Raw genomic sequence first — 17,848 nt, 5'->3', positions numbered from 1 at the left:
AGGAACGGCGAAAACTGTGCTGCCGCAGCAGAACTGACGGAATACGTCGACATCGCGGCGGCATCTTGAGCCCAGTATTCGGCGTACTGGGCTTCGGTGGCCGCGATGGCCGCGGTGTTCTGGCCGAAGAAGTTCGTCGCCACCAGCGTCGCCAATTGAATGCGGTTGGCCGCGATCGCGGGTGGCGGCACGGTCATGGCGTATGCGAGTTCGTAGGCCGCCGCTGCGGCCCGCGCCTGAATGGCGGTCTGTTGAGCGGTTTCGGCGGTCGCATGCAGCCACTCCAGGTAGGGCGCGGCGCTGGCCGACATCGCCTGGGCCGCGGGCCCATGCCAGTACAAACCCGTCAGGCCGGACAGCACCGATTCGTAGACCGCGGCCGTGATGCTCAGCTCGGCGGAGAGCGAGTCCCAGCTCGCCGCGGCGGCCAACAGCGAGCCCGATCCGGGACCCGTGTACATCCGGCCCGAGTTCACCTCTGGTGGGAAAAAGCTGAAATCCATTGTCTTACAACTCGACGAGCTGCGTGCAGCGAAACTGCTCGCGACGCACGGTTAGTGCTGTGGTCGACGGCAGTTGGTGGACTGGCGGCACGTCACCCGGCGGCCGGCGGGCGTGGCATTACGGTGAGCCGCACGCCGTAGCGGGGAGGGGCACCCGCGCCGGCGGCCCGGGCGGCACCGCCCCCCGGGACACCTGGGTAGCCCGGGTACCCGGACGCCATCGGCTCCTCGGTCCCCGGCAGCGTGGTGAAGCCGGCGGGTTCCAATGGCGAGAAATGCGTGCTCGTGGGTGCGGACCAACTCGCGGGCACCGACATCGGCCCGATCCTGCCGGCATGCGAGAGAGTCGCAGTGACGTTGCCCAGGCCGCCGCCGAGTCCCGCTGTCGCACCGCGCAGCGCGGGCGCTGTCAGCGCTGGAGCGACATTGGCCGCGGCCGCGCCGGGCTTTGCGAGGATGCCCAAATTGTTCTCGGCCCCGATGATTCCGGACACGAACTGCTCCATGTTGTAAGGAGCGCTGAAGCCGAGGCCCGTGCCCTGAATAGCGTCAAGAACCCGAAAGGCGTTGCCATTACCCGCGCCACCCGCTCCCAGGTTCGGCGCCGCCTGCACTTGCGGTTGCGGTTGCGTCGAGAGCGGCGAAAACGTCTGCGTAGCAGCCTTGGTCGCGCCGGAGTTGGCGTTAGCCGTTGCCACGGCAGCGTTCTGGGCGCCCACCCCGGAGTCGTTGATGGATTTGTGCGCTGTGGCGAAACGGGGCAACTGACTCGTCACCGTCATCGAGGTCACGGAGTAGCCGGCCATGGCAGCGGCGTCCTGAGCCCAGAAGTCCGCGTACTGCGCCTCGGCGTCCGCGATGGCCGCGGTGTTCTGACCCACAATGTTCGTCGCCACCAGCGCTGCCAACAGCGCGCGGTTGGCGGTGATCACCGGTGGGGGCACCGTCATCGCATACGCCTGCTCGTAGGCTGCCGCGGCCGTCCGCGCCTGCATGGCTGTCTGCTTCGTCTGCTCGGCGGTCGTCTGCAGCCAGCCCATGTAACGGGCGGCCGAGTATGTCATCGACTCGGAGGCGGGTCCGCGCCATTGCAGGTCCAGGCCCGCGAGCACCGATTCGTACGACTCGGCGGTGGAGGCCAGCTCGGCCGACAACGCATCCCAGCTTCCGGCGGCGGCCAACAGCGAGGCCAGCCCGGGGCCGGTATACATCCGGGCCGAATTGATTTCGGGTGGAAATAGAGTCCACTCCATGTGCAATACATCCCCTCGAAGTGTGGTTTTCGGCCAAACGCCACCGACGCCGGCGCCAGCCGCATCGGCGTGTTCGGGAAAATGAGTTTGGCCCGCTCCCTGATCCGCTTTGCCCGTCGGCAAAGCACACCCCGCGTCAGGTGAGAAGGCAGCCCAGCGCGATCGCACCACGGTCGTCTGGGCGGACCGCGTGGCGCTTATCGGATTGGCGGAGCGTGGGCGCAGGGCATCTCAAAGGACCTTCGTTTTTCGGGCCCTTCAAAAGTCGCAAATGCGGCCGAAGCTTGCGGGGTTTTGCTGAATTCAAGAAGCGGGTCAGTTAGAATTCAGCTCGCGTTCATTTGGTGTTCATCTTATGTTAACCAAGGCAAAAGGCGCGTTCCATGCCGGTCGAACAGCGAAAGTGATTGGAGTGCTTGGTGTCCGGTTGTCGCGACGACGCGCCCGCCCCTGGTGCCGGGTAAGCCCGGCGGATGTGAGAGCTGCTTAGGGTCCAATGGCACCTATTTCGGGACCAATGCCTCTGGGGGAGTGAGGTTTACGGCTCATAACGTATAGCTGAACGGTGTAAAGAAGCTCAACGAAGGACTTCGCGATGAGCAACGTGTATTCAGCCCCCGCAATTCTGGTAGGTGTCGACGGATCCAGGGCAGCGATGCATGCGGCCGTCTGGGCGATCGATGAGGCGGTCAGCCGCGACGTCCCTCTGCGATTGGTGTATGTCATCGATCCGCACGACGCGTGGGCCGCGCGCGACGGCGCCACACGGCTCGCCGTCGCGCGTGCCGCGTTGACCGACGCTCATCGGGCCGTCGACGCCGTCGGCGAACCTGTCAAGGTCGAAACCGACATTCTCCGGGGCAGAACGGTTTCCAAGCTGCTCGAAGCATCGCGGTCGGCGGTCATGGTCTGCATCGGGCGGATCGGGCTCAACCATGCCTGTCACGGCGGACCCGCCGTTGCGGCCTGCTTGGTTCGTTCGGCGTCTTGCCCGGTCGCCGTGATCCAACGGTCGGCGGGCTGTCCGACGGCGCCCCAGGTCAGCAGCGTGGTAGCCGAAGTGGACAACGGCACGGTGCTGCGGCACGCGTTCGAGGAAGCGAGACTGCGCCGAACGACTCTGCGAGCCGTTTCTGTCTCGAAGGGCCCGGACGCTCACGATGGGTCCCCTGGAAAGCGCTCAGTACAAGGGCAATTGGATCGCCGGCTCGCGCGGTGGACGCGGTTGTATCCCGACGTGCAGGCCGAGCCGGTGATCGTCACCGACGGCGTGGACCGCTTCCTGCGCATCCACCGCGACGCGGGCCAGCTGCTGGTCACCGACTCCTATCGGGCCGAGGCCCCTTGCCACGCGGGCCATTCCGTGCTGGCGATACGATGCGGCAACCTGTAGCGCACCCGAGCTCCTCGTCACGCAACCGGCCCGTGACGGTCAGGCTCGGGACCGAACCGGAAACGGCGACCGGTGACTTCGGTCGGCGTTATGCGTACATAGTGCGGTTTGAGCGTTGCCGTCCAGGGCAACAGCTGCGCGCGTTCGGCTTGTTGAATGTCCGCGTCGATCTTCAGCAATCGTGCGCGACCACGCACGATCACGCTCCATCCTTCGACGAGGTTGTGGTCGTCGACCTCGAAAACCACCGCGTGATTGGCAACGGCCGAAAACAGTTTGGTGCCCTCGGCGGTGCGGAACAACACGGTGCGCTCTTGCGCGACGAAGTTGACGGGAAAGATCTCCGGCCCACCGGCGAAGTTGGTGACCAGCCGACCGAGCGAGACACTGCCCAACAGGTTCCAGTTCTCATCCTCGGAAAGCACGGTTACCGGTTGGTCGCTACCCACGCCGTCAACGCTACGGACGATGGGCGTCGTTGAGTAGAGCCCTTTGTACTCTGGGCGCGGACTCAGCCGTGGCTGACCCCCAGCAATTTGGCCAAACTCGGCAGCTTGACGCGGGGACGTCCGTGCGGCTCGCCGGCCGCTCGCTCGTGGGCATCGATGAGATCCCAGTGCGCCGAGGTGACCAGCTTGGGCTGGCGTGACGCAAGCCATTCGGCCAGCTGGTCGGCGTGGTCGTCGGGGAAATCGGCGAGACCGTCGGCGCCCGACAGATCGGCGAGCAGCGTATCGACCGTCTCCTGGGAGTCCTTCTTATTGGTGCCGATCACGCCGGTCGGCCCACGCTTGATCCACCCGACCACGTATTCGTTGCGGCTGTCTTTGATCCGGCCGCCGCTGTTGGGGATCGTCGCGCTCTTCTCATCGAACGGCAGTCCCGGCGTGGGCAGCCCGCGGTAACCGACCGAGCGCACCACCAGCTGAGCCGGTAGCTCCTCGCGCTCGCCGGTGTCGGTGGCGGACACCCGCCCACTGTCGTCGGTGACCAGTTCGTTGCGGCCGAGCACGATTGCCTCGACTCTCTGAGTCCCCTTGATCTCGATGGGCGAGGTCATGAAGCGCAGCACGATGCGGCGGTGGCCGGGACGCGGGTCGCGCTTGGCGTAATCGCGCAGCACGTTGATGTTCTGCTTCGCTGTCTTGCCGGCCGCGGCCGCATCCTCGTCGCTGATGCCCTCCAGCTGGGCGGGATCGACGATCACGTCGACGTTTTCCAGGTCGCCCAACTCGCGGAGCTCGAGGGTGGTGAACGCGGTCTGTAGCGGGCCGCGGCGACCGATGACCACCACCTCGTCGACGCCGCACGGGCGCAGCGACTCCAGCGCGTGGTCGGCGATGTCGGTCAGCCCCAGGACGTCGGGGTCGGTGACCAGAATGCGCGCCACGTCGAGCGCGACGTTGCCGTTACCGACGACCACAGCCCGTGCCCCCGAAAGATCGGGCGTGGCCGCCTCGAAATTCGGGTGCGCGTTGTACCAACCCACGAAATCAACGGCGGCGATGCTGCCCTGCAGGTCCTCGCCGGGGATGTTCAACGCACGGTCGGATTGCGCCCCGACCGCATAGACGACGGCGTCGTAACGCTCGGCGAGTTCGCTAGCCTGCACGTGCTCGCCGACCGAGACGTTGCCGAAGAAGCGGAAGCGCGGATCCTGGGATGTCTTCTCGAATTGCTTGCTGATCGACTTGATCTTCGGGTGATCAGGCGCGACGCCGGAGCGCACCAGCCCCCACGGGGTGGGCAGCATCTCGAGCATGTCGACGGCGACATCGATGTCCTCGGACCCGTCGGCCGCCTTCAGCAAGGAGGACGCGGCGAAGAACCCCGACGGTCCGGAGCCAACGATTGCAACGTGGTAAGGGCGCATTCTCGACCTTCTATTCGTGCCCGTATGCGCGCAGGGGCTGTCGCGCGCAAAGCGGGGCGCACATGATCGTGACTCGATGCTAAACGCATGACCGCTGGTCGTGACCTGGACACTCGCTGCGACCTGAGCTGCTCGGAGGCCCCCAGGTAACGTTGTCGGCTGTGGAACCCGACCGCCAAGCCGATATCGCCGCCCTCGACGCCACCCTGACCACGGTGGAGCGGGTGCTCGATGTGGACGGTCTGCGCACCCGCATCCAGAAGCTTGAACACGAGGCATCCGATCCCCAGTTGTGGGACGACCAAGCTCGTGCCCAGCGGGTGACCAGCGAGTTGTCTCACGCCCAGGGCGAGCTGCGCCGGGTCGAGGAATTGCGTGGGCGCCTGGACGACTTGCCGGTGCTCTACGAGCTGGCGGCCGAGGAGGGGGAAGGCGCCGACGACGCGCTGGCCGAGGCCGACGCCGAGCTGAAGGCGCTGCGCGCGGACATCGAAGCCACCGAGGTGCGCACCCTGCTGTCGGGCGATTACGACGAACGCGAGGCGCTGGTCACCATTCGCTCCGGCGCGGGTGGGGTCGACGCCGCCGACTGGGCCGAGATGCTGATGCGGATGTACATCCGGTGGGCTGAGCAGCACAAGTATCCGGTGGAGGTATTCGATACGTCCTACGCCGAAGAAGCCGGCATCAAGAGCGCGACGTTCGCCGTGCACGCCCCGTTCGCCTACGGCACGCTGTCCGTGGAGCAGGGCACGCACCGGCTGGTGCGAATCAGCCCGTTTGACAACCAGAGCCGGCGCCAGACATCGTTCGCTGAAGTCGAGGTGCTTCCGGTGGTCGAGACCACCGACCACATCGACATACCGGAAGGCGATGTGCGCGTTGATGTTTACCGTTCGAGCGGCCCGGGGGGCCAGTCGGTGAACACCACCGACTCTGCGGTACGGTTAACCCATATCCCAACGGGTATCGTGGTGACTTGCCAGAACGAAAAATCGCAGTTGCAGAACAAGATCTCGGCGATGCGAGTGCTTCAGGCAAAGTTGTTGGAGCGCAAGCGTTCCGAAGAACGCGCTGAGTTAGACGCGTTAAAAGGCGAAGGCGGCAGTTCGTGGGGCAATCAGATGCGCTCCTACGTTCTGCAGCCGTATCAGATGGTCAAGGATCTGCGAACCGAGTACGAGGTCGGCAATCCTGCGGCCGTCCTGGATGGAGACATCGACGGGTTCCTGGAAGCGGGAATCCGTTGGCGCAACCGAAAAGATGACGAATAACACAAGTTTTCTCGCCGCATCGATGACGCACCGCTGGCACGACTTCTGGCGGGGCGAGCTCGGCGAATGGATCATCACCCGCGGGCTGCGGATCGTCATGGTTCTGATCGCCGCGGTGCTGGCGGCTCGCTTCGTCAACTGGGTGGCGCAGCGGGTGACCCACCAGCTCAACCTGGGTTTCACCGAAAGCGATGCGCTGGTTCGCTCGGAGGCAACAAAGCACCGTCAGGCCCTGGCGTCGGTCATCTCCTGGGTGTCGGTCGTCATCATCGGCATCTGGGTCATCCTTCAGATCTCTTCCGTCCTGCAGTTCTCGGTGGGCGGATTGGTCGCGCCGGCCACCGTGGTCGGCGCTGCGCTGGGTTTCGGCGCGCAACAGCTGGTACGAGATCTCCTGGCCGGCTTCTTCATCCTGGTGGAACGCCAGTACGGCTTCGGAGACCTGGTCACCATCACCGTGGTTTCCGCGACGGAAGCCAGCGGCACCGTCGAGAACGTGACCTTGCGGGTGACTCGTCTGCGATCAGCCGATGGTGAAGTGTTGACCATTCCGAATGGGCAGATCGTCAAGGTGGTCAACCTGTCGAAGGATTGGGCACGCGCGGTGGTGGACATCCCGGTGTCAACCAACGCCGATCTGAACCGGGTCAACGAGGTCTTGCATCAGGAATGCGACCGGGCAATGGACAACCCGGTGCTCGGGGAGTTGCTGCTGGATGCGCCCACCGTGATGGGTGTGGAAAGCATCGCGGTCGATACCGTGACCCTGCGTCTGGTGGCCCGCACGCTGCCCGGCAAGCAGTTCGAGGTCGGCCGGCAGCTGCGTGTGCTGGTCATCCGGGCGCTGGCCCGGGTCGGGATCGTGACCGCGGCGGACGCGAAGGTGGGCCTGGTGGAGGACCCGTCAGTTCCCGCCGCCCAGGCCGCGGAACAGCAAGCCGATGAAGTCCAAGGTGCGGTGCAGAAGCGTTGAAGTTCACCCTGAACATCCTCGAGAAGCGCGGCGACGGCGACGACACGGATGCGGAGCATCACTGGCCGAAGCACATACTCGGCGGGCGGCTGCGCACGTCCACCTTCGTATTGATCGTCGCTTTCTTCGCGGTGTGGTGGGTCTACGACACCTACCGCCCCGAACCGGCACCCAAGCCCCCGGCCCAGCAAGTGGTGCCGCCGGGCTTCGTGCCCGACCCCAACTACACCTGGGTGCCGCGCAGCCGTGTGCAGGTGCCGCCGGCGACTGTCCCCGATACGCCGACGCCGACGAGCACGCCGCCGCCCCCGCCACCGCCGCCCCCGCCGGTGACGACGACCACGACCACCACACCGCCGTTCCAGCTGCCGCAGCTGCCGTGCGTCTTGCCGGCGCCGTTCTGCCCGCCCAGCTCAAGCCCCACTCCGTCACCGCCGCAGCAACCGCAACCGGGGCCCGGACCGACGCCGACTTCGCGACCACCGGCCAGTTGACTTCGCCTGCCAGCGAAAATCACCGCTACACTGGCGTGCCGTGATGATCACCCTGGACCATGTCAGTAAGAAGTACAAAGCGTCGGCCCGCCCGGCGCTGGAGGACGTCAACGTCAAGATCGACAAGGGTGAGTTCGTCTTCCTGATCGGCCCGTCGGGGTCGGGCAAGTCCACGTTCATGCGGCTGCTGCTCGGCGCGGAGAACCCGACCAGCGGTGACGTCCGGGTCTCGAAGTTCCACGTCAACAAGCTGCGCGGCCGTCACGTCCCGAAGCTGCGCCAGGTGATCGGCTGCGTTTTCCAGGACTTCCGCCTGCTGCAGCAAAAGACGGTCTACGAGAACGTCGCGTTCGCGCTGGAAGTGATCGGCAAACGAAGCGACGCGATCAACCGGACTGTGCCGGAGGTGCTGGAAACCGTCGGACTGTCCGGCAAAGCCAATCGGTTGCCCCACGAGTTGTCCGGTGGCGAGCAGCAGCGGGTGGCGATCGCCCGCGCGTTCGTCAACCGGCCGCTGGTCCTGCTGGCGGACGAGCCGACGGGCAACCTCGACCCAGATACCAGTAAGGACATCATGGATTTGTTGGAGCGGATCAACCGCACGGGGACGACGGTGCTGATGGCGACGCACGACCATCACATCGTCGACTCGATGCGCCAGCGCGTCGTCGAGTTGTCGCTGGGCAGGCTGGTTCGCGACGAGCAGCGCGGCATCTACGGGATGGACCGCTAAGTGCGCTTCGGTTTCCTACTCAACGAGGTCCTGACCGGGTTTCGTCGCAACGTCACGATGACGGCCGCGATGATCCTGACGACCGCGATCTCCATCGGCTTGTTCGGGGGCGGTCTGCTGGTGGTCCGGCTCGCCGACAACTCGCGCGAGATCTATCTCGACCGCGTCGAGACGCAGGTGTTCTTGACCGACGACATATCGGCCAACGACACCACATGTGCGTCCGCGCCGTGTAAGGGGCTGCGCGACAAGATCGAAGCGCGCCAAGACGTCAAATCGGTGCGCTTCGTGAACCGGCAGGACGCCTACAACGACGCCATCAAGAAGTTCCCCGAGTTCAAGGACGTGGCGGGTAAGGACTCATTTCCCGCGTCGTTCATCGTCAAATTGAACAACCCCGAACAGCACGCGGAGTTCGACGCCGCGATGCAGGGCCAGCCCGGGGTGCGCAGCATCCTCAACGAGAAGGACCTCATCGACCGGCTGTTCGCCGTGTTGGACGGCTTGCGCGATGCCGCGTTCGCCGTGGCCCTGGTGCAGGCCGTCGGAGCAATCCTGTTGATCGCCAACATGGTGCAGGTCGCGGCGTACACCCGCCGCACGGAGATCGGGATCATGCGGCTGGTAGGTGCCAGCCGGTGGTACACCCAGCTGCCTTTCCTGGTTGAGGCGATGCTCGCCGCGTCGGTCGGTGTGGCCATCGCCGTGCTCGGACTCATGCTGGTTCGGGCTTTGTTCTTGGACAACGCGCTGAGCCAGTTCTATCAAGCACATCTAATCGCCAAGGTCGACTATGCCGACATCCTCTACATCTCGCCGTGGCTGTTCTTGCTCGGCGTGTCGATGGCGGCAGTGACGGGGTACGCGACCTTGCGCCTCTATATACGGCGGTAGCTGTGGCCAAGGGTTCCGGCCGTTCCAAAGCGGCGGGCGGCAAAGGTGGCAGCAAACAAGTCATCGCCACCAATCGCAAAGCGCGGCATAACTATTCGATCATCGAGTTGTTCGAGGCCGGAGTGTCTCTGCAGGGCACCGAGGTCAAAAGCCTTCGCCTGGGCCAAGCATCGCTAGCTGACGCTTTCGCAACGATCGACGACGGCGAAGTTTGGTTGCGCAACTTGTACATTCCGGAGTATCAACACGGTAGCTGGACCAATCATGAGCCACGTCGCAACCGAAAGTTGTTGTTACATAGGCAACAAATCGACAGGCTGGTGGGCAAGATACGAGATGGTAACCTCGCCTTGATGCCGCTGTCTCTGTACTTTTCGGAGGGCAAGGTGAAAGTCGAGTTGGCCCTTGCTCGCGGCAAAAGAGCTTATGACAAGCGCCAGGACATGGCGCAGCGTGATGCACAGCGTGAGGTGGTCCGTGAAATGGGGCGACGAGCCAAGGGCATGACCTGATCGGGGCGGCTTACGCCCAGCTGTCTGCCGTTACATACGGCGTCAGCGATTTCGTGGGCGGCGTAGCAGCGCGGCCACTCGCCGCGCTGCGCGTAATGCTGGTCGCTTACCCGATTGAAACGCTGATATTGGGCGTGATGGCCGTCTTCGTGGGCGGTCCCATCCATGTCGGCGCCGTTCTGTGGGGTTGCCTGTACGGCATCGGCATGGCCTTTGGCATGTGGGCGTTCTTCGCGGCACTTGGTTCCGGGCCGATTTCGGTCGTCTCACCATTGGCGGCCGTGCTCAACGCCGCGGTGCCCGTGGCGGTCGGCATGGCCCTGGGGGAGCGGCCTGGTCAGGCCGCCCTGGTGGGCGTCGTCCTGGCGCTGGCCGCCGTGATGCTCGTCAGCCGGGAGGCTCCCGTGGAGGGGACGCCGTACCGGTTCACTCCAAAAGTGGCCTGGCTCACAGTAGTTGCGGGCTCGGCGATGGGATTGAATCTGGTATTCCTGCACCAGGCGCCGCACGTGTGCAAACTCTGGCCGCTGGTCTTCGCTCGGGTTGCCGCCAGCCTGGTGGTCTTCGCCATGGCCAAAACCAGCCAGAACCTGGCGATGCCGCGCGGACGGCCGCTCAAACTCGCCGTGGCCGTCGCCGTGCTGGACATCTTCGCCAACCTCACCATGCTGGCGGCGCTGCACACCTGGTTGCTGTCGTTGGCCAGCATCTTGATCTCGCTGTATCCGGCCGCGACGGTGGTGCTGGCGATGGTGGTGCTGCGCGAGCGGGTGACCCGCTTGCAGGGGATCGGCATGGTGCTGGCCATGGGCTCCGTGGCGATGATCGCCTCGGCCTGACCGCCCCACGCTTGATTGATCGGCCTACGATCCTGACCATGGCCGATCGCCCCGTCACCAAACTCGACAAGTCCGCCGTGCTCTCCGGCCTCTTCGCTGTGTGGGACGACATCGACGCGCTGCTGGCCGGGCTGTCCGAAGCGCAGTGGCGGGCCGAGAGTCCGCTGCCCGGCTGGGACGTCAAAGCCTTGGTGGCGCACATGATCGGCACCGAGTCGTTTCTCGCCGGCATCGCCGCACCCCAGCCCGATATCGATGTCTCGACGCTGGACCATGTGCGCAACGACGTCGGGGTGATGAACGAGTGCTGGGTTCGCCATCTGAGTTCGCACGCCGATGCCGACGTTTTAGAGAGCTTCAGGGCGATCACCAACGATCGGCGCGAAGCGTTGAAGGGCATGTCCGGCGAGGAGTGGGACGCGGTGACGATGACTCCGACGGGTCCGGACTCGTACGGCCGGTTCATGCGGATCCGGGTGTTCGACTGCTGGATGCACGAAGAAGACATACGCGTGGCGCTGGGTCGGCCGCCCTCCGATGACGAGCTGGCCGGGCCGGCGGTGTCGCTCGCCGTGGACGAGATCGCCGCCACGATGGGTTACGTCGTGGGCAAGCTGGCCAAGGCTCCCGACGGCTCACGCATCCAGTTCGAGCTCACCGGCCCGCTGGCCCGCACCATCCGGGTCCGCGTCGACGGCCGGGCCGCGGTGGTCGACGACTTCGGCGGTCAAGAACCGACCGCGACCATCCGCCTGGACGGACTGCAGTTCACCAGGCTCACCGGTGGCCGCCCGCTATGTCCCGCGCGTGCCAAGGACATCGAGCTCGACGGGGACAAAGGCGTGGCCAATCAGGTCGTCCAGCATCTCAACTTCGTGATCTGATCGCAGCGTGGCGGGGAAGATAATCCCGTTGCCGCTGGTTGATAGCCAGGTACCATTGATATTCCTGCCGAAAGTCGGCGGGGTGCGAGGGGCTGAAAGGTTTCGACTTCGCGCATCGAATCAAGGGAAGCGTGCCGGTGCAGGCAACTGACCACCGTAAGCGTCGTTGCAAACAGATAAGCGCCGATTCACATCAGCGCGACTACGCTCTCGCTGCCTAAGCGACAGCTAGTCCGTCAGACCGGGAAAGCCCTCGACCCGGACCCTGGCGTCAGCTAGAGGGATCCACCGATGAGTTCGGTCGCGGGACTCATCGGGACACCAACAGCGACTGGGATCGTCATCCTGGCTTGTTCGCGTGACCAGGAGATCCGAGCAGAGGCATAGCGAACTGCGCACGGAGAAGCCTTGAGGGAATGCCGTAGGACCCGGGTTCGATTCCCGGCAGCTCCACAAGCTAGTTGGCAGGGCAGAGTGTATTTTCGCTCTGGCTTGCGTCTATTCTGGGCACATTTTTGGGCACATCCTGAACGAGGTCGTCCATTCATAGCGGCCGTCAGAGCGGCCTTTGCCGCGTGCTTCACAGTGTTTTCCATGTGATGGCGCGTTTGTTCGCTCGCGCTTTGGTGTCCGGCGGCGTGCCCGCTCCGGGCTTGAGTAGGTCGGCTGGGTCGTCGCCGTTGCGCAGTCGTTTGAGGAGATAGTCGGGGTCGATCTCGGTGCCGATTGGGTTGGCGACGAATTCGGCGCTTTCGAAGTAGGCGGCGGTGGTTGCCACCGTCGGGAAGTTGTCGGTCTGGAATTCCAATCGAATACCGTCGGGGTCTTCGTAGTAGAGCGATGTTGTGGGACCGTGGTTGATCGACCAGACGGGAGAGATGCCAGACCGCCGAAGCCGCTCGTAGTTGACCAACAAGCGTTCAACCGATTCGAATTGCACAGCAATATGGTCGATCCCGTAAAGCTTCCGACGGAACCGGGCGAGGGGAAAAGCGACTCGTAGCAGTCTGGGCACCTTGATGAGGGCTATCCGGTGATGCTCGTGGTCCCAGGCAATGAAGGCGATCCGCTTGCCTTGGTGGATCACGCGGCCACCGAAAACTTCGCGGTACCAATCGATCATCTGCTCGGTGCGCGTGGTCTTGACGACCCAGTGTGCAAGAAAGTCCGGTGCTCGGCTGTTTTGCGGCGCGGGCCGGCGTTCGTGCGCTCGTCCTGGGTTCATGGCGGCTCCTTCCGTCAGAGGCCAGGGCACGGTTGCACCTCTGCGGCCTCCAACGGTATTATCGACTGATAATAACGCTCCGGGGAAGCTAGCACCATCCCGGATCACCCACCAAAGCTGAAGGATTGGTCGTCATGCTGCTGCCACTCGCGCCGGAGCCATTCACGGTTCCCACGGATCGTGACCTGCTCCCATCGGAGCGGCGAGAATTCGTGCGGACCCATCGCACCTGTGTTTACGGATACCGCCGCCGAAACGATGGTCCGGCGATGTCAATCGTCTACTACATCCCGACCGACAACGACGAACTGCTGGTGTCCACGATGGCCGCTCGCGGCAAGGCCCGGATGGTCGATAGAGATGGCAAGGTTAGCCTCTGCATTCTTGATGAACGCTGGCCCTTCGCATATCTACAGGTGTACACAGACGCCACCATCGAGCGAGACCACGATCTGGTGGTCGATGTGATGATGGCCGTGGCTGGTCGGATGTCGGGTGAGCCACTCCCCGAGGAAGCGCGTCCAATCGTTGCAGCCAAGGCCGCAGAGGAGGATCGGGTCGTCGTGCGTTGCCGCCCATACGCGACTTTCGCGCAGCCACCGGCTCACCTCTACCGCAATGATCAAGAGCAAGAGATCGTTCACTGGGTGTCGGCCACCGTGCCCTGGGACGCACCCGACCCGGCCTGATTCGCGTCCTCTCTAATCGCCAGTAACGTGACGTGTAATGAAAACCAAAGCGCCCCAACACCCACCACGTCAGCGTCGGGTGCGAACTGATATCCGCGAAGCACTACTGAACGCGGCACTGGTCGAGTTCGGAGCCAAAGGTTACGACGGCGCATCTACCCGTGCGATTGCAGCGCGGGTAGACGCGCACCAGCCCCAGATCAATTACCACTTCGAATCTAAGATGGCGCTGTGGACCGCAGCCGTGGACCACTTATTTGCGCTACTCGGCGAGGAGATGGCTGGCCTCTTCCCGACTGGTCCGACCAACATCGACGCAGCGCAATTGGCAGTGGGCTTCGCTGACGGCATACGGCGGTTCGTGGCATTTGCCGCCCGACATCCCGAACTCAACCAAATCATGGTCCATGAGGGAACCGCCGACTCCGACAGACTTGCTTGGTTGACCAAAACTCACGTCAAGCCACTCTTCGATGCCATTGCATCCGCGTGGACGCTACTGCGCGAGGCCGGGGTGGCCGCTCCCATCGACAGCGACATCGTCTACTACCTGCTCGTCGGCGGGGCATCGACTCCCTACAGCAACGCGCCCGAAGTGCGCCTTCTCACCGGACACGATCCGCAATCATCCAAGTGGATCTCCGCGCACGCGGATGCGCTGATAACTTCGCTGCTGCCGGGAATTTCACTGCATCCGTAGTCCGAGCGATTACCTGTCCACCCGATTCACGCGCCAGGCGCGCTTGCCAGGCCAACCTGGGCGAATGCTGGTGCCCCCGGCAGGATTTCGAACCTGCGGCCTTCTGCTCCGGAGGCTGCGGACGCACTGCCGACTCTGTATTGCCGCGGACGCAATGGTGCATAGGAGCAGTGGACCCGCGACACCAATTGGGTCGTCGCTGGCATAGCCGGTGGGATGCCGACCTTTCATAGACCGCCATTTCCGCCCCCTGCGGAGTTTGGAATGCGTATCGCCCGGGACAACCATCGCCGTGTATGTTGCAGCCATGGCAGATGGCCGAGTTCGCGCGTACCGCTTTGCGGCTCCAGTGAAAGTCGGCTTGCTTAAGGACTATCCGATTGTCGGCGGCACCGACGGCGTCTCGAGATCACCAGGGCGCAAATGATTTCTTTCACCGATCGGGTCGTGCTGGTCACTGGCGGTGGCCGCGGCCTCGGCGAGTCGTACTGCCATGAAATAGCTCGGCGTGGCGCGGCGGTGGTGGTCCACGACAACGGCGTCGCAACCGACGGAAGCGGTGGGGACGTCGAACCGGCCAACGAGGTCGCCACCGCAATCCGTGCGGCGGGCGGACGCGCGGTAGCTTGCGTGTCCGACGCCAGCACCGAACTGGGCGGGCAGGCCGCAGTCGACCTTGCCGTGGCGGAGTTCGGCCGGCTGGATGCCGTCGTCGCGAATGCCGGTATCATCCACAACGATTCCTTGTCGGACTGGCCGACCGAACGCTTCGAAGCGCTGCTGCGCCACCATCTCTTGGCCGCTTTTCATGTCGTTCGCCCGAGTTTCGCGGTCATGCGGGACGCCGGGTACGGTCGGCTGGTGTTCGTATCGTCCGCTGCGGGGGTTTTCGGTCAGCCTGGGTTGTTGGGGTACGCCACTGCGAAGACGGGGATGCTCGGCTTGATGAATGTCGCAGCGCTGGAGGGCGCGGCGCACGGAATCAAAGCCAACGCCGTCATGCCGATGGGCGACACACGAATGGCCGCGGCCCTCATGGGGGAGGCCGGCGAGAGTCCCGACGCGCGCGCCTTCCTGGAGACTTTGCGGCTCGATCAGGTGGCGCCCGTCGTCGCCTATCTCGCCAGCGAGCATTGCACACAGACACATCGGGCGTTCAGCGCATTCCGGGGACGAGTGGCCGCATTGCAGATCGGTGTTACCCGTGGCTGGTTCAGCGCAGACGGCGTTCTGACCGCCGAGGACGTCGCGGCTAACCTCGAGCGGATTCTCGATCCATCTGGCATATTGCTGCCGGACAGCATATTCGACGAAATTGAACACGCGGTCACGGCGACAACGTCAGTGACGGAGCCGACTTGATAAGGGCATGTCAAAAGGCGATGACACCCCGGATATTCCTGCCGGCCCGAAGGTCTTTCATGGCCTCGTTGATGTCGTCGAGCTTGTACTTCTGCGTGACCAGCTCATCGAGCTTGATCTGGCCCGCCTCGTACATCGACAGTAGTTTCGGCATTGCTTCCCGCGGGTTCATCTCGCCGTAAAGCACACCCTTGAATGTCTTACATGAGCTGATCATGTCCGTAAGGACCATTGGCACCATCAGGTCGGTGATCTTGGGCATTGCGGTCAGCACGCACGTTCCGCCCTTGCGCAACAACATCATTCCCATCATCACCATGTCGGCGGGCACGATTCCGGGCGTGAGAACGACCCGGTCGGCCATCACCCCCCAGGTGATCTCCTTGACCAGTTCCAGCGCGGCGCCGGTGTCGATAGCGGTGTGGGTGGCGCCGAACGTCGGCGCAATCTCACGTTTGAACTCGTTGGGGTCGACGGCGATGATGTGCTTGGCGCCCGCGACCCTCGCGCCTTGCACGGCGTTCATGCCGATACCGCCGACACCGACGACGACGACCGTGTCACCCGGTTGGGTGCCCGCCGCGACCGAACCGGACCCGAATCCCGTTGTCACGCCGCAGGACACCAAGGAGGCAGCCTCTAGGGAGATCCAGTCATGGACTTTGACCAGTGAGCGCTCGGATGCCACTACGTACTCCGAGAAGGTGCCGACCTGCATCATCGCCATGAGGTCCTCGCCCCCCAGATGGCGACGTCGGGTGCCATCAGTGGTCATCGCCTTGTCGTAGATATCGGCGCCCACGTCACACAGGTACGTGTAGCCGGTCGCGCACCATCGGCAGCTGCCGCAGGCGGGGAGAAACGAGATGGCCACGTGGTCACCGGGCTGCAACGTCTTCACCCCGGGGCCGATCGCTTCCACAACGCCGGAGCCCTCGTGTCCGCCCAGCATTGGAAACCACTCGGGCACCGAGAGCCCCGACGCCCGCATCATCTCTTCCATTTCCTTACTGGGCACACTGTCGCCGGTGTAGAAGTGCTCGTCCGAGTGACAGATGCCGGCGTACGCCATCTTGACCAGGACCTCGCCGGCATGTGGCGGATCGAGTTCGACCTCGATGACTTCCCAGTCCACACCTACACCGTGCAACACGGCCGCTTTCGATTTCATCGCGGTTCCTTCAGACGTCCTTCACCATTGTCGAAGTTCGGCCACGGCGCCGGACGGCCGAGGCGCAAGGGTTAGATAGGGGATGAAACTGCTGCTACCGCAACGGAGTACGGAATGGACGACATCGACAAGGTGTTCGGCCTCGACAAGGCCGCCCTGCATGTAGCCGTGGTCCATCCAGTAGTGGATGGCACTCTCCAGCGCCTGGGGGTCCCAGGCCTTGTTGAACTCGGTCTGTGAGTCGCCCTCGCCGCCGAAGCAGTCTCCGACCGCGAGTCGAGTGAAGCCAATGTTCGGATGTTCGATGCGCCATGCCTCGACGAGCTTGTCGAGTGCTGCTTTGGACACTGCGTAAGCGCCAAGCAGCGGCCACGGCGCGGAATAGGAGGCGCTCAGTGACGACAGGTACACCCCAGATCCCGCAGTAGCGGCGAGGTGGGGTGCGGCGGCAGCGGTGATCAGTGACGCGCCGGTCACGTTGGTGGCGAACAACTTTCCCCACTGCTCGGCGCTGACGTCGGTGAGCGGTGCCAACACACCGACACCTGTGGTGTAGACAAGCGCGTCCAGTCCACCGAAGGTGTCAACGACCTCGGCGATCGCCTGCCCGCATGCCGCGCCGTCGGTCACATCGCAGGCGACCGCGGCCGCGCCGTTGCCCGCCTCTTTGGCGGCGCGTTCCAATCGGTCACGACGCCGGGCGAGGAAGGCGACCCTGGCACCCCTGGCGGCCAAACCCATCCCGATGCACCGGCCCAGACCTGCAGACGCTCCGACCACGGCAACTCTCAGCGATGGTGTGTCAGGCATCGGCTCTCCTCGAAGCAGTTGAGAGGAACATTATCATTTCGGTAGAAGCGCGATATTCAGGCACCGAAAACAATCATTTCCATAGGGTGACGAGTTCCCCATTCCGGGCAGAAGCCTATCGCCGCAGGACTTTTCGAGGCTCGACGGCGAAGCTCAGCAGGAGCCGGTCGAGAACCTTGGCAGCCCTGGCCCGCGCCTTGGCTGGGCGGTCGGCGTGCTGACCCATCTACTGGTGGCGGCAGTCGAGGAGGCAGCGCTCCTCGTAG

The 17,848-nt window shown here is 64.1% G+C and carries 19 protein-coding genes and 1 other RNA gene; 13 read left to right on the top strand and 7 right to left on the bottom strand.

All coding sequences use genetic code 11. The annotated features are described in order from the left end of the window. Together A5652_RS10965 and A5652_RS10960 are read right to left on the bottom strand one after the other, a co-directional pair. The coding region (locus A5652_RS10965; protein ID WP_156745274.1) for a PPE family protein at positions 1 to 503 on the bottom strand (503 nt) is incomplete at its 3' end. A gap of 92 nt (positions 504 to 595) precedes the next feature. Next, the gene (locus A5652_RS10960; protein ID WP_067350486.1) at positions 596 to 1,756 is read right to left on the bottom strand and encodes a PPE family protein; all 1,161 of its coding nucleotides are present in this window, start codon (positions 1,754 to 1,756) and stop codon (positions 596 to 598) included. A gap of 595 nt (positions 1,757 to 2,351) precedes the next feature. Here A5652_RS10960 and A5652_RS10955 point away from each other — a divergent pair. Continuing rightward, positions 2,352 to 3,149 carry a universal stress protein gene (locus tag A5652_RS10955; RefSeq protein WP_067350484.1) on the top strand — a complete coding sequence of 266 codons (798 nt, stop codon included), beginning with the start codon at positions 2,352 to 2,354 and terminating at the stop codon, positions 3,147 to 3,149. Positions 3,150 to 3,166: 17 nt separating this feature from the next. Here A5652_RS10955 and A5652_RS10950 read toward each other — a convergent pair whose 3' ends face one another. Both A5652_RS10950 and A5652_RS10945 read right to left on the bottom strand, forming a co-directional pair. Next, positions 3,167 to 3,598, bottom strand: coding sequence for a pyridoxamine 5'-phosphate oxidase family protein (locus tag A5652_RS10950; RefSeq protein ID WP_067350481.1), 432 nt, complete (start codon positions 3,596 to 3,598; stop codon positions 3,167 to 3,169). A 62-nt stretch (positions 3,599 to 3,660) separates the two neighbouring features. After that, on the bottom strand, positions 3,661 to 5,022 hold the full coding sequence (locus A5652_RS10945) for an FAD-dependent oxidoreductase (protein WP_067350478.1): 1,362 nt from the start codon (positions 5,020 to 5,022) through the stop codon (positions 3,661 to 3,663). A 161-nt stretch (positions 5,023 to 5,183) separates the two neighbouring features. Here A5652_RS10945 and prfB point away from each other — a divergent pair, with 161 nt between their 5' ends. From prfB to ssrA, 9 genes are all read left to right on the top strand, one after another. Further along, positions 5,184 to 6,296 (top strand): peptide chain release factor 2, encoded by a 1,113-nt coding sequence (gene prfB / locus A5652_RS10940; protein WP_067350476.1) that lies wholly within the window; start codon positions 5,184 to 5,186, stop codon positions 6,294 to 6,296. Further along, the gene (locus A5652_RS10935; protein WP_232001161.1) at positions 6,286 to 7,269 is read left to right on the top strand and encodes a mechanosensitive ion channel family protein; all 984 of its coding nucleotides are present in this window, start codon (positions 6,286 to 6,288) and stop codon (positions 7,267 to 7,269) included. The genes prfB and A5652_RS10935 overlap by 11 nt, the downstream gene beginning before the upstream one ends. Continuing rightward, complete coding sequence (locus tag A5652_RS10930; protein WP_067350469.1) at positions 7,266 to 7,763, top strand: hypothetical protein; 498 nt, start codon at positions 7,266 to 7,268, stop codon at positions 7,761 to 7,763. The genes A5652_RS10935 and A5652_RS10930 overlap by 4 nt, the downstream gene beginning before the upstream one ends. Positions 7,764 to 7,806: 43 nt before the next feature. Further along, the gene (gene ftsE, locus A5652_RS10925) at positions 7,807 to 8,496 is read left to right on the top strand and encodes a cell division ATP-binding protein FtsE (RefSeq protein WP_067350488.1); all 690 of its coding nucleotides are present in this window, start codon (positions 7,807 to 7,809) and stop codon (positions 8,494 to 8,496) included. Next, positions 8,497 to 9,390, top strand: a complete 894-nt coding sequence (gene ftsX, locus A5652_RS10920) for a permease-like cell division protein FtsX (RefSeq protein ID WP_067350466.1) — start codon at positions 8,497 to 8,499, stop codon at positions 9,388 to 9,390. Positions 9,391 to 9,392: 2 nt separating this feature from the next. Beyond that, entirely contained in the window at positions 9,393 to 9,902 is a 510-nt protein-coding gene (gene smpB / locus A5652_RS10915; RefSeq protein WP_067350464.1) for an SsrA-binding protein SmpB, read from the top strand. Next, a complete protein-coding gene (locus tag A5652_RS10910) occupies positions 9,899 to 10,741 on the top strand; it encodes an EamA family transporter (RefSeq protein ID WP_369805777.1) in 843 nt (280 codons plus the stop codon). The genes smpB and A5652_RS10910 overlap by 4 nt, the downstream gene beginning before the upstream one ends. Before the next feature lie 38 nt (positions 10,742 to 10,779). Next, positions 10,780 to 11,625, top strand: a complete 846-nt coding sequence (locus tag A5652_RS10905; RefSeq protein WP_067350458.1) for a maleylpyruvate isomerase family mycothiol-dependent enzyme — start codon at positions 10,780 to 10,782, stop codon at positions 11,623 to 11,625. 88 nt (positions 11,626 to 11,713) lie between these two features. Further along, positions 11,714 to 12,081: a transfer-messenger RNA gene (gene ssrA, locus A5652_RS10900) on the top strand. 124 nt (positions 12,082 to 12,205) lie between these two features. Here the strand turns inward: ssrA and A5652_RS10895 are convergent. Continuing rightward, positions 12,206 to 12,958 (bottom strand): VOC family protein, encoded by a 753-nt coding sequence (locus tag A5652_RS10895; protein ID WP_232001160.1) that lies wholly within the window; start codon positions 12,956 to 12,958, stop codon positions 12,206 to 12,208. 26 nt (positions 12,959 to 12,984) lie between these two features. On the opposite strand from A5652_RS10895, the gene A5652_RS10890 reads away from it, so the two are divergent. From A5652_RS10890 to A5652_RS10880, 3 genes are all read left to right on the top strand, one after another. Continuing rightward, the gene (locus tag A5652_RS10890; RefSeq protein WP_067350453.1) at positions 12,985 to 13,539 is read left to right on the top strand and encodes a pyridoxamine 5'-phosphate oxidase; all 555 of its coding nucleotides are present in this window, start codon (positions 12,985 to 12,987) and stop codon (positions 13,537 to 13,539) included. A gap of 37 nt (positions 13,540 to 13,576) precedes the next feature. Continuing rightward, positions 13,577 to 14,239, top strand: coding sequence for a TetR/AcrR family transcriptional regulator (locus A5652_RS10885; RefSeq protein WP_067350451.1), 663 nt, complete (start codon positions 13,577 to 13,579; stop codon positions 14,237 to 14,239). 423 nt (positions 14,240 to 14,662) lie between these two features. Then, entirely contained in the window at positions 14,663 to 15,601 is a 939-nt protein-coding gene (locus A5652_RS10880) for an SDR family NAD(P)-dependent oxidoreductase (RefSeq protein ID WP_067350448.1), read from the top strand. Between the two features lie 10 nt (positions 15,602 to 15,611). Here A5652_RS10880 and A5652_RS10875 read toward each other — a convergent pair whose 3' ends face one another. Together A5652_RS10875 and A5652_RS10870 are read right to left on the bottom strand one after the other, a co-directional pair. Beyond that, the gene (locus A5652_RS10875) at positions 15,612 to 16,772 is read right to left on the bottom strand and encodes an NDMA-dependent alcohol dehydrogenase (protein WP_067350446.1); all 1,161 of its coding nucleotides are present in this window, start codon (positions 16,770 to 16,772) and stop codon (positions 15,612 to 15,614) included. Between the two features lie 21 nt (positions 16,773 to 16,793). Further along, positions 16,794 to 17,582 carry an SDR family oxidoreductase gene (locus A5652_RS10870; RefSeq protein WP_067350442.1) on the bottom strand — a complete coding sequence of 263 codons (789 nt, stop codon included), beginning with the start codon at positions 17,580 to 17,582 and terminating at the stop codon, positions 16,794 to 16,796. Between the last annotated feature and the right edge of the window lie 266 nt (positions 17,583 to 17,848).

The organism is Mycobacterium sp. 1165178.9, from assembly GCF_001673555.1.
Classification (GTDB): Bacteria; Actinomycetota; Actinomycetes; order Mycobacteriales; family Mycobacteriaceae; genus Mycobacterium.
Note: the sequence above shows the minus strand (reverse complement) of the source record. Positions and strands in the feature narration are given on the sequence as shown.

Coding starts and splice junctions, on each gene's coding strand:
- A5652_RS10905 (WP_067350458.1), top strand. CDS start 10,780: ATGGCCGATCGCCCCGTCACCAAACTCGACAAGTCCGCCGTGCTCTCC.
- A5652_RS10890 (WP_067350453.1), top strand. CDS start 12,985: ATGCTGCTGCCACTCGCGCCGGAGCCATTCACGGTTCCCACGGATCGT.
- A5652_RS10875 (WP_067350446.1), bottom strand. CDS start 16,772: ATGAAATCGAAAGCGGCCGTGTTGCACGGTGTAGGTGTGGACTGGGAA.
- A5652_RS10880 (WP_067350448.1), top strand. CDS start 14,663: ATGATTTCTTTCACCGATCGGGTCGTGCTGGTCACTGGCGGTGGCCGC.
- A5652_RS10960 (WP_067350486.1), bottom strand. CDS start 1,756: ATGGAGTGGACTCTATTTCCACCCGAAATCAATTCGGCCCGGATGTAT.
- A5652_RS10955 (WP_067350484.1), top strand. CDS start 2,352: ATGAGCAACGTGTATTCAGCCCCCGCAATTCTGGTAGGTGTCGACGGA.
- ftsE (WP_067350488.1), top strand. CDS start 7,807: ATGATCACCCTGGACCATGTCAGTAAGAAGTACAAAGCGTCGGCCCGC.
- A5652_RS10885 (WP_067350451.1), top strand. CDS start 13,577: ATGAAAACCAAAGCGCCCCAACACCCACCACGTCAGCGTCGGGTGCGA.
- A5652_RS10870 (WP_067350442.1), bottom strand. CDS start 17,582: ATGCCTGACACACCATCGCTGAGAGTTGCCGTGGTCGGAGCGTCTGCA.
- A5652_RS10945 (WP_067350478.1), bottom strand. CDS start 5,022: ATGCGCCCTTACCACGTTGCAATCGTTGGCTCCGGACCGTCGGGGTTC.
- A5652_RS10935 (WP_232001161.1), top strand. CDS start 6,286: ATGACGAATAACACAAGTTTTCTCGCCGCATCGATGACGCACCGCTGG.